Below are 12,406 nucleotides of genomic sequence, written 5' to 3' on the forward strand. Positions count from 1 at the left end.
GTGCGTCTGCTTCGGCAGATAAGCTTTAAATTTATTGAGGCTCACATAGTAATAGGTAAGTTAAGTAATTAACTTGTCAGCATACTTTGAGAGCGACCGGTTCTAGCGATTTATCGCGAAAAACCGAAAACAGTAACAGGTTTAAACTGAAGAGTTTGATCCTGGCTCAGATTGAACGCTGGCGGCATGCCTTACACATGCAAGTCGAACGGCAGCACGGGTGCTTGCACCTGGTGGCGAGTGGCGAACGGGTGAGTAATATATCGGAACGTACCTTGTAGTGGGGGATAGCTCGGCGAAAGCCGGATTAATACCGCATACGCTCTGAGGAGGAAAGCGGGGGACCTTCGGGCCTCGCGCTACAAGAGCGGCCGATATCAGATTAGCTAGTTGGTGAGGTAAAAGCTCACCAAGGCGACGATCTGTAGCTGGTCTGAGAGGACGACCAGCCACACTGGGACTGAGACACGGCCCAGACTCCTACGGGAGGCAGCAGTGGGGAATTTTGGACAATGGGCGAAAGCCTGATCCAGCAATGCCGCGTGTGTGAAGAAGGCCTTCGGGTTGTAAAGCACTTTTGTCCGGAAAGAAATCCTCTGGGTTAATACCTCGGGGGGATGACGGTACCGGAAGAATAAGCACCGGCTAACTACGTGCCAGCAGCCGCGGTAATACGTAGGGTGCAAGCGTTAATCGGAATTACTGGGCGTAAAGCGTGCGCAGGCGGTTTTGTAAGACGGATGTGAAATCCCCGGGCTCAACCTGGGAACTGCATTCGTGACTGCAAGGCTAGAGTATGGCAGAGGGGGGTAGAATTCCACGTGTAGCAGTGAAATGCGTAGAGATGTGGAGGAATACCGATGGCGAAGGCAGCCCCCTGGGCCAATACTGACGCTCATGCACGAAAGCGTGGGGAGCAAACAGGATTAGATACCCTGGTAGTCCACGCCCTAAACGATGTCAACTAGTTGTTGGGGATTCATTTCCTTAGTAACGTAGCTAACGCGTGAAGTTGACCGCCTGGGGAGTACGGTCGCAAGATTAAAACTCAAAGGAATTGACGGGGACCCGCACAAGCGGTGGATGATGTGGATTAATTCGATGCAACGCGAAAAACCTTACCTACCCTTGACATGTACGGAAGTCTGCTGAGAGGCGGATGTGCTCGAAAGAGAACCGTAACACAGGTGCTGCATGGCTGTCGTCAGCTCGTGTCGTGAGATGTTGGGTTAAGTCCCGCAACGAGCGCAACCCTTGTCCTTAGTTGCTACGCAAGAGCACTCTAAGGAGACTGCCGGTGACAAACCGGAGGAAGGTGGGGATGACGTCAAGTCCTCATGGCCCTTATGGGTAGGGCTTCACACGTCATACAATGGTCGGTACAGAGGGCTGCCAAACCGCGAGGTGGAGCTAACCCCAGAAAACCGATCGTAGTCCGGATCGCAGTCTGCAACTCGACTGCGTGAAGCTGGAATCGCTAGTAATCGCGGATCAGCATGTCGCGGTGAATACGTTCCCGGGTCTTGTACACACCGCCCGTCACACCATGGGAGTGGGTTTTGCCAGAAGTAGGTAGCCTAACCGTAAGGAGGGCGCTTACCACGGCAGGATTCATGACTGGGGTGAAGTCGTAACAAGGTAGCCGTAGGGGAACCTGCGGCTGGATCACCTCCTTTCTAGAGCATGCACTGGAAGTTGAGTGTTCACGCTTATCGGTTGTTGACTGCGTAGATCTAAGTCGGGTCTATAGCTCAGTTGGTTAGAGCACCGTCTTGATAAGGCGGGGGTCGATGGTTCGAGTCCATCTAGACCCACCAAGCTTTTAGCTACTGGGTAAATAGACTCAAGTGGTGGTAAGTCGGCTTGATTGGGGGATTAGCTCAGCTGGGAGAGCACCTGCTTTGCAAGCAGGGGGTCGTCGGTTCGATCCCGTCATCCTCCACCAAAACCTTAGATCGCATCGATGTCAGTCAAAAGCAAGTTATCTCAGTGGTACTTCTGAAGTAAATCCCTGAATGTGAATGCTTTTGAATGACAGCAATGTCATGCAGTATTTGTTCTTTAACAATTTGGAAGAAGAAGTAGTACAACGGAAGCGCGTTAGAGATGGCGCGTGGAAATTGTACGGGTTGTGATTGTATCAACCAGTATTTAAGTGATCGAAAGATGACTTGGAATACGGCACAACGCTAATACTCAACCTATAAAGGATGTGTCGAGAGACGCACTCGTTATAGGGTCAAGCGAATAAGTGCATGTGGTGGATGCCTTGGCGATTACAGGCGATGAAGGACGCGATAGCCTGCGAAAAGTTGTGGGGAGCTGGCAAATAAGCATTGATCCACAAATGTCCGAATGGGGAAACCCGGCCTTTTAGGTCATCCTAGACTGAATACATAGGTCTAGCGAAGCGAACGCGGCGAACTGAAACATCTAAGTAGCTGCAGGAAAAGAAATCAACCGAGATTCCCAAAGTAGTGGCGAGCGAAATGGGACCAGCCTTCAAGATTTAGCACCGGTGTTATCAAAACGGAATGGAAAGTCCGGCCATAGTGGGTGATAGCCCCGTATGAGAAAACCCTGGTGTGGAACTAAGCTTGAGAAAAGTAGGGCGGGACACGTGAAATCCTGTCTGAAGATGGGGGGACCATCCTCCAAGGCTAAATACTCGTAATCGACCGATAGTGAACCAGTACCGTGAGGGAAAGGCGAAAAGAACCCCGGGAGGGGAGTGAAATAGATCCTGAAACCGCATGCATACAAACAGTCGGAGCCTCGAAAGGGGTGACGGCGTACCTTTTGTATAATGGGTCAGCGACTTACATTCAGTGGCGAGCTTAACCGAATAGGGAAGGCGTAGCGAAAGCGAGTCCGAATAGGGCGTTCAGTCGCTGGGTGTAGACCCGAAACCAAGTGATCTATCCATGGCCAGGTTGAAGGTGCGGTAACACGTACTGGAGGACCGAACCCACTAACGTTGAAAAGTTAGGGGATGAGCTGTGGATAGGGGTGAAAGGCTAAACAAACTTGGAAATAGCTGGTTCTCTCCGAAAACTATTTAGGTAGTGCCTCGTGTATCACCTTCGGGGGTAGAGCACTGTCATGGTTGAGGGGTCCATTGCGGATTACCTCGCCATAGCAAACTCCGAATACCGAAGAGTGCAATCACGGGAGACAGACATCGGGTGCTAACGTCCGGTGTCAAGAGGGAAACAACCCAGACCGCCAGCTAAGGTCCCTAAATATTGCTAAGTGGGAAACGAAGTGGGAAGGCTAAAACAGTCAGGAGGTTGGCTTAGAAGCAGCCACCCTTTAAAGAAAGCGTAATAGCTCACTGATCGAGTCGTCCTGCGCGGAAGATGTAACGGGGCTAAGCAATATACCGAAGCTGCGGATGCGAGCTTGCTCGCATGGTAGGAGAGCGTTCTGTAAGCCTGTGAAGGTGTCTTGTAAAGGATGCTGGAGGTATCAGAAGTGCGAATGCTGACATGAGTAGCGATAAAGGGGGTGAAAGGCCCCCTCGCCGTAAGCCCAAGGTTTCCTACGCAACGTTCATCGGCGTAGGGTGAGTCGGCCCCTAAGGCGAGGCAGAGATGCGTAGCTGATGGGAAGCAGGTTAATATTCCTGCACCGTCGTATGATGCGATGGGGGGACGGATCGCGGAAGGTTGTCCGGGTGTTGGAAGTCCCGGTCCCTGCAGTGGAGAAGGCGCTTAGGCAAATCCGGGCGCGTAATTCAAGGCTGTGGGGCGAGCGAACTTGTTCGCGAAGCAATTGGAAGTGGTTCCAAGAAAAGCCTCTAAGCTTCAGTCATACGAGACCGTACCGCAAACCGACACAGGTGGGCGAGATGAGTATTCTAAGGCGCTTGAGAGAACTCGGGAGAAGGAACTCGGCAAATTGGTACCGTAACTTCGGGATAAGGTACGCCCTTGTAGCTTGACTGGCCTGCGCCAGGAGGGTGAAGGGGTTGCAATAAACTGGTGGCTGCGACTGTTTAATAAAAACACAGCACTCTGCAAACACGAAAGTGGACGTATAGGGTGTGACGCCTGCCCGGTGCCGGAAGATTAAATGATGGGGTGCAAGCTCTTGATTGAAGTCCCGGTAAACGGCGGCCGTAACTATAACGGTCCTAAGGTAGCGAAATTCCTTGTCGGGTAAGTTCCGACCTGCACGAATGGCGTAACGATGGCCACACTGTCTCCTCCCGAGACTCAGCGAAGTTGAAGTGTTTGTGATGATGCAATCTACCCGCGGCTAGACGGAAAGACCCCATGAACCTTTACTGTAGCTTTGCATTGGACTTTGAACCGGTCTGTGTAGGATAGGTGGGAGGCTTTGAAGCAGGAACGCTAGTTTCTGTGGAGCCGTCCTTGAAATACCACCCTGGCTTGTTTGAGGTTCTAACCTAGGTCCGTAATCCGGATCGGGGACAGTGCATGGTAGGCAGTTTGACTGGGGCGGTCTCCTCCCAAAGTGTAACGGAGGAGTACGAAGGTACGCTAGGTACGGTCGGAAATCGTGCTGATAGTGCAATGGCAAAAGCGTGCTTAACTGCGAGACTGACAAGTCGAGCAGGTGCGAAAGCAGGTCATAGTGATCCGGTGGTTCTGTATGGAAGGGCCATCGCTCAACGGATAAAAGGTACTCTGGGGATAACAGGCTGATACCGCCCAAGAGTTCATATCGACGGCGGTGTTTGGCACCTCGATGTCGGCTCATCTCATCCTGGGGCTGTAGCCGGTCCCAAGGGTATGGCTGTTCGCCATTTAAAGAGGTACGTGAGCTGGGTTTAAAACGTCGTGAGACAGTTTGGTCCCTATCTGCCGTGGGCGTTGGAAGTTTGAAGGGGGCTGCTCCTAGTACGAGAGGACCGGAGTGGACGAACCTCTGGTGTACCGGTTGTCACGCCAGTGGCATCGCCGGGTAGCTATGTTCGGAAGAGATAACCGCTGAAAGCATCTAAGCGGGAAACTCGCCTTAAGATGAGACTTCCCTAGGAACTCGATTCCTTTGAAGGGTCGTTCAAGACCAGGACGTTGATAGGTCAGGTGTGGAAGCGCAGTAATGCGTTAAGCTAACTGATACTAATTGCCCGTAAGGCTTGATCCTATAACCAGTGTGTTTTTCCTGGTGTGAGTATCGCTGTGCCGATACACTCACAACCCACATTGTTGTACTACGCTTCTTCCGAATTGGTTTTGTTGACCTAACGTCAGCAAGACATACAAGTTATGCCTGATGACCATAGCGAGTTGGAACCACCCCTTCCCATCCCGAACAGGACCGTGAAACGACTCCACGCCGATGATAGTGCGGATACCCGTGTGAAAGTAGGTAATCGTCAGGCTCCCCTTAAAAACCCCTTGTAACTCAAGCTACAAGGGGTTTTTGCTTTGGGCCATCGCTTTGCACCAATGTGCTGAATCGATGCTTGGCGGCAGTCGGTTCACTGTCAAATGCCATTGATACACCGCTTCCGCTGTTCAGCCGATGGCTCGAAGATGATGCCGGGCTCGGCGCCCCTTGTGTCCCAATCACTTTCCAGCGGTTATGTGACGCACGCTTGTGTGACGCGATGACTTCAGCGCTTGGCGTGCACTGACTGCTGGCTGGTCCCATAGGCGTTGCCACACAACTTCCGAAAGAGGACTACGCATTTTGTTGTCATGCGGTTTGTGCCCGATTAGGCACACTGCGTCCACTGCGGGCCGATGTCTTCAATTCCCCTCCTGTTTTTTGTTTCACGAAGCTTAGTGCTCATTGCGCAGCATTGACCACCGTCCAGATTGCTACGCTGTTGCAATCTCATCACGGAGTGAAATTCCGGGTGGATGGACACTGACTTCTCGCTTAGGATTCGACCACGGGGTTAGTGGCAGTTCGAGGAGCAAAACGGGTGGGAATTCGGTATCGGGGGAAGCGCCAAGTGAGCTGGCGTGTCGGGATGGCATGCATGGGTGCCGTCGTTATCAGCTTGGTTGTTGCTGGATGTGCTTCGCAGCGGGCACCTACCGCTGGCGAGTCAACGGCGTTGGTGCCGGCGCATCGAGAGGAAATCGCTCCGCTTTCAGCCGAGGTGAATTCGGACGGACTTCCCCCGCATTGGGAAACCTATCTCGTCACGCGAAATAAGCGGCTGACTCACTACGAGCAAACCACCGATAGCAATGGCATTGCAGTGATCCGGGCAACGGTAGACGCGTCAGCATCCGGTATTGCTCAGAAGCTGGATATTCCCGTATATCCGGGAGCGAAGCTGAGCTGGCGCTGGCGTGCGGATGCAATGCCGGTCAACGCAGACATTCGGACGAAACGTTTTGACGATGCCCCCGTACGCATCGCCCTCGCGTTCGACGGCGACCCAGGCAAACTCACCATGCAAGATCACATGCACCGTGAGCTGGCGCGTATGGTGAGCGGACGCGAATTACCCTTTGCAACCTTGATGTACACCTGGGGCGGTGATGCGCTCGCTGCCAACGAGGTGATTCCAAATCCATATACAGGCAGGATTCGCTCCATCGTCGTCGAACGAGGCGACGGTAATCTCGGAACGTGGCAAACGTATTCCAGAGATGTTGCCAAGGACTATGAGAAGGCGTTCGGCGAGCCACCGGGACGTTTGATCGGTATCGCCATCATGAGCGATGGCGACAACACACAATCCAGGTTCACTGCCTGGTACGGCGACATTCACCTTGAGACTGACGGCATTCCGACGACAACCGCCGCTAAATAAGGTCATACGTCTTCTAAAACGAAAAAGCCGGCAATTATGATTTGCCGGCTTTTTTCTTGATGCCAATGCTTCGGATCAACAGCGCTTACTTATGGCGTGCGAAGTAGGTTTCGACCAGTTTCGCCCAGTAAGTCCCTCCAAGCGGCAGCAAATCGTCGTTGAAATCGTAGCTGGCGTTGTGAAGATTGCAGGGGCCGAGGCCATGACCGGTGTCCCGGTGCGTTCCGTCGCCGTTACCAATGAAGACATAGGCGCCGGGCTTCTCCAGCAGCATGAACGAGAAGTCTTCGGCGCCCATCGTCGGCTCGACCTTGTCGTTCACATTCTCATCGCCCACGACCTGACGCATCACATCGGCGCAAAGTGCGGCCATCGCGGGTTCATTGATGGTCGGCGGATAGTTACGATGGAACTCGATCTCCGCCGAACAACCCAGCCCTTTCGCGACGAACTCGGAGACCTCACGAAGCCGGCGTTCGATCAGGTCCAGGACCTCGATGGAAAACGTGCGAATCGTGCCACCCAGCCATGCGATGTCCGGGACCACGTTCGTGGTGTCGCCTGCATGGATCTGTGTAATGGAAAGCACGGCGGCGTCGATGGGACGCTTATTGCGCGTAATGATGCTCTGAAGCGCCTGAGCGACCTGAACGGCGGCAATAACCGGGTCGATCCCTGCATTCGGAATGCCCGCGTGCGTACCCTTGCCGCGAATCGTAATCTTGAATTCGTTACTCGAAGCCATCATCGGCCCCGGCGTCACAGCGAACGTTCCGGTCGGAACGCCCGGCCAGTTGTGCATGCCGAACACGGCCTCCATCGGGAAGCGCTCGAACAAACCGTCTCTGATCATTTCGCGCGCGCCGCCACCGCCTTCTTCGGCGGGCTGGAAAATCAGATAAACGGTGCCGTCGAAATTCCGATGCTTTTGAAGATATTGCGCCGCAGCAAGCAACATCGCGGTGTGCCCATCGTGGCCGCAAGCGTGCATCTTGCCTTCATGTTTCGACGCGTGCTCGAACGTGTTGGCTTCGTGGATCGGCAAGGCATCCATATCAGCGCGCAAGCCAATTGCGCGGTCACTGTTGCCGTTCTTGATGATGCCGACAACGCCGGTCTTTCCGAGGCCGCGATGGATGGGAATGCCCCATTGCGTGAGCGTTTCAGCGACTACGTCTGACGTGCGCTTCTCTTCGAAGCAAAGTTCCGGGTGTGCGTGAATATCGCGTCGGATGGTCTGGATTTCGCCGCGTGCGGCGTCGATTTCTGGAATGAGCTTCATGACGGGGTTTCCTGCTGAGCGCAATGGCTCATCTTACCCCCTAATGGCAGGTCTGGCATCTTGCTCGGAATTGTCCGAGCGCCCCGTCGGATGAGGCTGAAAAATGTCCGAAGTCCCCGTGCGGCGGGGCAGTCCGCGAACGAACGTAATACAATATCGCCAGCGTCGCACTGTTGCCAGATGCTGAAATTCGGTAGAGAGAGGAGTAGTTTGATGACGACCAATACCCACGTCGTTCGGGCCGCGTGCCCGCATGACTGCCCGGACACGTGCGCACTGCATGTGACGGTGGAAAATGGCGTTGCGATCAAGGTACAGGGTGATCCTGACCATCCGACGACCAAGGGTGTCCTGTGCACGAAAGTCTCTCGTTATACCGAACGTACTTATCACCCGGATCGCTTGCTGCATCCGCTCAAGCGTGTCGGACCGAAAGGTAGCGGGCAATTCGTCCGTGTGAGCTGGGATGAGGCGCTGGACGAGATCGCCAAGCGGTTGAGCGCCATTGCTGCGCGCGAACCCGAGGCGATCTTGCCGTACAGCTACGCCGGCACGATGGGATTCGTTCAGGGCGAATCGATGGCGGCACGGTTTTTCAACAAGGTGGGGGCGTCAGACCTCGATCGTACGATTTGCGCGAGTGCCGGTGCTGCGGGGTTGCGATACACCTACGGCGCCGGCGTCGGGATGCACGTCGAACATTTCGCCGATAGCAATCTGATTCTGATCTGGGGCAGTAATCCGATTACGTCGAGTGTGCATTTCTGGGCCACTGCGCAGGAAGCCAAGCGCCGTGGTGCCAAGCTGATTGCCATCGATCCCTATCGATCGCTGACGGCAGAGAAGTGTCACCAGCACATTGCCTTGTTGCCTGGTACGGATGCCGCGCTTGCCTTGGGCATGATGCACGTCCTCATTGCAGAGGATCTGGTCGATCACGAATACATTGCGCGACATACGATCGGTTACACCGAGCTGAAGGATCGTGTGCGTCGCTATACGCCTGATCGCGTTGCCGAGATTTGCGGCATCAGTGCAGAGACGATTACGACACTCGCGCGCGAGTATGCGAGTGCGAAACCCGCTGCGATCCGTCTGAACTATGGCATGCAGCGCGCCAAGGGCGGCGGCCAGGCAACGCGCGCGGTGGCCTGTCTGCCCGCACTGGTCGGTGCCTGGAGAGACCCGGCGGGCGGGCTGTTGATGTCGTCGTCTGGGTATGCGCCCGTCGATGCTGTGGCGCAGGCGCGTCCTGATCTGCGGCCACGACAGGATAAGGCGGCACGTGTCGTCAACATGAGTGCGATTGGCGACGCGCTTTGCCACGCAGGCGATGAAACCTTCGGGCCGAAGATCGAGGCGCTGATGGTCTACAACAGCAACCCGGTGGCCGTCGCCCCCGAGTCGGGCAAGGTCGCCGCAGGGTTTGGTCGCGAGGATCTCTTCACCGTCGTTTTGGAGCATTTCCAGACGGACACTGCGGATTACGCCGACTTCGTACTGCCCGCCACGACGCAGCTCGAACATCTGGATATTCACAAAGCCTACGGTCATACCTATCTGCTGGCCAACAATCCGGCGATCGCTCCGCTCGGTGAAGCGAAGCCCAATTCGGAGATATTCCGTTTGCTGGCCAGGCGGATGGGGTGGACGGAAGCGTGCTTCTCCGACACCGACGATCAACTCGCCGCGCAATCGATTCGTTGGAGCGATGCCCGCATGGCCGGTAGTGACTGGGAGACACTCAAGCGTGACGGCTGGGTACGCTACGACTTGCCGGAAGCACCGTTTGCCAACGGTGAGTTCTATACGCCGTCCGGTAAGTGCGAGTTTTACTCCGAGCGCATGTTGCAGGAGGGCCTCGATCCGCTGCCGGATTGGGTGCCGCCGTACGAGTCGGTTGCCAGCAATCCCGAGCTGGCATCACGCTATCCGCTCGCTATGATCTCGCCGCCCGCGCGGAATTTCCTGAATTCAAGCTTCGTGAATGTCGATAGTCTGCGTTCATCGGTTGGGGAGCCGACGCTGGACATCCACCCTGCGGATGCCGCTATGCGAGGTATCGAAGACGGTGTTGGCGTGCGTATTTTCAACGATCGGGGCACATTGAACGCAAAAGCGCGCGTGACGGAGAAGGCGCGCGAAGGCGTCGTGGTCGGTCTGTCGATCTGGTGGAAGAAGTTGGCACCGGATGGAAAAAATGCCAATGAGGTCACGAGTCAGCAACTGACCGACCTTGGGCGCGCGCCCACGTTTTACGACTGTCTGGTCGAGGTTGTGCCGGCCTGAGGCTTGGCTGGAATCTCTCATCGCTGAGGAGCCTACGATGCCGTTCTCGCTTGCGATGCTCCTCACGTTCGCGCGGCGAGTCGCTGGTCGCGTCGTTGCCGCTGGCGTCGTGATCGCGCTTTCGGGGTGCGGGCAGGTTGGCTATTACGCGCAGTCGATCAACGGACACTTCACCGTGCTGCACGACGCGCAGCCGGTGTCCGAATTGCTTGCCGATCCGGCCATCGATTCGCGCTTGCGTTCGCGACTGATCGAGGCGGAGCAGATTCGCGGCTACGCGGTATCGGCGTTGGGAGAGCCCGACAATGGGAGCTACCGGAGCTACGCTGACCTCAAGCGGCCATTCGTGGTGTACAACGTGTTCGCGGCGCCCGCATTGTCGTTGAAGCTTCATGAGTCATGCTTGCTGGTTGTCGGGTGTGTCGAGTATCGCGGCTACTATTCGCGCGAATCCGCCGAGGCTTATGCCGCGGAGCTGCACCGCGATGGTTGGGAGACGTTCGTCGCGGGCATTCCCGCCTACTCGACGCTCGGCTATTTCGACGATCCGCTGCTGAACACGTTTATCTATCTTCCCCGAGCCGAAGTCGCGCGCATGATTTTCCACGAGCTGGCGCACCAGATCCTGTTTGTTCGTGGCGATACCGCATTCAACGAGTCGTTTGCGGTGACGGTGGAGACGGTTGGTGTGCATCGCTGGCTCGCAACGCATCCCGATGCTGCGATGGAGTATGAGCGATACGATTCGCATCGTCGGGAGTTCCGCAAGCTGGTCGACAGCTATCGAAAACGCCTTGAGGAGGTGTACGCCAGCACACTGCCGGATGCCGGGAAAGCGGAGCGCAAAGAAGCGCTATTTGCTCACATGCGCACCGACTACGACGCGCTGAAAGTCTCTTGGGGCGGGTATCAGGGCTTCGACCGTTGGTTCGCCACGGATCTGAACAATGCCAAGATCGGATCATTCGCAACGTATAACCAGTGGGTGCCGGCGTTCATGGCGCTGCTCGTGCAGGAGCACGATAACCTGCCGAAGTTTTATGCGGCGGTAAAGGCGATGTCGAAGCGTCCCGAAGCGGAACGGCACGCCGCTCTCGTTGCACTCGATGCAACCCCGGAGGCCGCGATGGCGAGGCAGATGCTGGATGCGCCGATGCGAGCGGGGCGGTAGCGGGTGGCGCGGCGCCGGGCTCCAAGGTAACCGGCCGAGCGATGTGATATCGCGGTTAAATGGCAGCGATGTGGGGGCGATATCAACCAGGATTGACGTTGCGCTGGAGGGGGGATATGCGTTGCCTCGCCGTGAAAACGAGCGTCAATGACAGCCGAAGCGACCTATTGCCCATGCTCTCTGGCTATGACTTGCCGCTTTGCATCTGACAACGTCAACATCCTCGTGTCATCCGGCAGCTTCATGGTGCGCGTCTAATGCGCACCGTATCCATCGTTAGCTGAGCAGCTCGACGCCGATGCACAGATCCCGGATGTCGTCAGGCAATCACCGACTTCAGGTCGCCGAGAAGTGCGTAGAGCTGTTGGCGTTGCGCCTCAGGCAGTTGTCCCAGGCGCCCCTCAATCCATCCTTCATGCGCCCGCGCCATGTTGGAGAAAGCTTTCTTGCCTCGTGGCGTCAATTTGATCAGAAAGGCGCGTCGATCATTGACGACCGTCTCGCGGGTCACCCAGCCTTCCTTCTCCAACTGATCCGTAATACCCGTCACATTGCCGCCGGTCACCATCATCCGCTTGCTCAATTCCCCCATCTTCAGCCCTTCCGGGTGGCGATCCAATTGTGCGAGCAGATCGAAACGCGGCAACGTGCAATCAAACTCCTGACGTAGGCGAGAGCGGATATCCGTCTCGATCATGTTGGCGCAGGTGAGTAGCCGCAGCCAGAGACGCAGCGCATCGTGCTCACGGTCGTGGGCTCGCGTTTCAAGATCGAGAGAATCGGAGTCTGCGAGGCTCATGGTCGGCAGGGGAAAAAATTTACAGTATGGAAATTTTAGGTTTGAAATAAACGCGCGGTCAAGCTGGAGAAGTTACTGGGTAATGGTGGCGGAGAAAAGCATAGGTGCAGAAGCGTGCGC

At 55.7% G+C, this 12,406-nt stretch carries 5 protein-coding genes, 2 tRNA genes and 3 rRNA genes; 8 read left to right on the forward strand and 2 right to left on the reverse strand.

Features of this window, described 5'->3' with window-relative positions; all coding sequences use genetic code 11:
- The first annotated feature begins 143 nt into the window (after positions 1-143).
- From A9762_RS04890 to A9762_RS04915, 6 genes are all read left to right on the forward strand, one after another.
- Positions 144-1,676: ribosomal RNA gene (locus A9762_RS04890) — 16S ribosomal RNA — on the forward strand.
- Positions 1,677-1,740: 64 nt separating this feature from the next.
- A tRNA-Ile gene (locus A9762_RS04895) sits at positions 1,741-1,817 on the forward strand.
- Between the two features lie 52 nt (positions 1,818-1,869).
- Positions 1,870-1,945: transfer RNA gene (locus A9762_RS04900), tRNA-Ala, on the forward strand.
- Between the two features lie 292 nt (positions 1,946-2,237).
- A 23S ribosomal RNA gene (locus A9762_RS04905) occupies positions 2,238-5,115 on the forward strand.
- Between the two features lie 125 nt (positions 5,116-5,240).
- Positions 5,241-5,353, forward strand: a 5S ribosomal RNA gene (gene rrf, locus A9762_RS04910).
- The 16S, 23S and 5S rRNA genes sit together here with 2 tRNA genes alongside, the layout of an rRNA operon.
- Positions 5,354-5,959: 606 nt before the next feature.
- Positions 5,960-6,745 (forward strand): DUF3047 domain-containing protein, encoded by a 786-nt coding sequence (locus A9762_RS04915; RefSeq protein ID WP_170836183.1) that lies wholly within the window; start codon positions 5,960-5,962, stop codon positions 6,743-6,745.
- An 85-nt stretch (positions 6,746-6,830) separates the two neighbouring features.
- On the opposite strand, the gene A9762_RS04920 is transcribed toward A9762_RS04915, so the two are convergent.
- On the reverse strand, positions 6,831-8,027 hold the full coding sequence (locus tag A9762_RS04920) for a M20 aminoacylase family protein (RefSeq protein WP_069340931.1): 1,197 nt from the start codon (positions 8,025-8,027) through the stop codon (positions 6,831-6,833).
- Positions 8,028-8,240: 213 nt separating this feature from the next.
- Here A9762_RS04920 and A9762_RS04925 point away from each other — a divergent pair, with 213 nt between their 5' ends.
- Both A9762_RS04925 and A9762_RS04930 read left to right on the forward strand, forming a co-directional pair.
- On the forward strand, positions 8,241-10,316 hold the full coding sequence (locus A9762_RS04925; RefSeq protein ID WP_069340932.1) for a molybdopterin-dependent oxidoreductase: 2,076 nt from the start codon (positions 8,241-8,243) through the stop codon (positions 10,314-10,316).
- Between the two features lie 37 nt (positions 10,317-10,353).
- Positions 10,354-11,487 carry an aminopeptidase gene (locus tag A9762_RS04930; RefSeq protein WP_083253639.1) on the forward strand — a complete coding sequence of 378 codons (1,134 nt, stop codon included), beginning with the start codon at positions 10,354-10,356 and terminating at the stop codon, positions 11,485-11,487.
- A gap of 319 nt (positions 11,488-11,806) precedes the next feature.
- Here A9762_RS04930 and A9762_RS04935 read toward each other — a convergent pair whose 3' ends face one another.
- Positions 11,807-12,286, reverse strand: a complete 480-nt coding sequence (locus A9762_RS04935; protein WP_069340933.1) for a MarR family winged helix-turn-helix transcriptional regulator — start codon at positions 12,284-12,286, stop codon at positions 11,807-11,809.
- Positions 12,287-12,406 lie beyond the last annotated feature (120 nt).

Origin of the sequence: Pandoraea sp. ISTKB (genome assembly GCF_001721285.1) — a bacterium.
Taxonomy (GTDB): Bacteria; Pseudomonadota; Gammaproteobacteria; order Burkholderiales; family Burkholderiaceae; genus Pandoraea; species Pandoraea capi.

What these genes read in the sequence shown, in the direction of transcription:
- A9762_RS04915 (WP_170836183.1), top strand. Translation starts at nt 5,960, where the DNA reads ATGGGTGCCGTCGTTATCAGCTTGGTTGTTGCTGGATGTGCTTCGCAG.
- A9762_RS04920 (WP_069340931.1), bottom strand. Translation starts at nt 8,027, where the DNA reads ATGAAGCTCATTCCAGAAATCGACGCCGCACGCGGCGAAATCCAGACC.
- A9762_RS04925 (WP_069340932.1), top strand. Translation starts at nt 8,241, where the DNA reads ATGACGACCAATACCCACGTCGTTCGGGCCGCGTGCCCGCATGACTGC.
- A9762_RS04930 (WP_083253639.1), top strand. Translation starts at nt 10,354, where the DNA reads ATGCCGTTCTCGCTTGCGATGCTCCTCACGTTCGCGCGGCGAGTCGCT.
- A9762_RS04935 (WP_069340933.1), bottom strand. Translation starts at nt 12,286, where the DNA reads ATGAGCCTCGCAGACTCCGATTCTCTCGATCTTGAAACGCGAGCCCAC.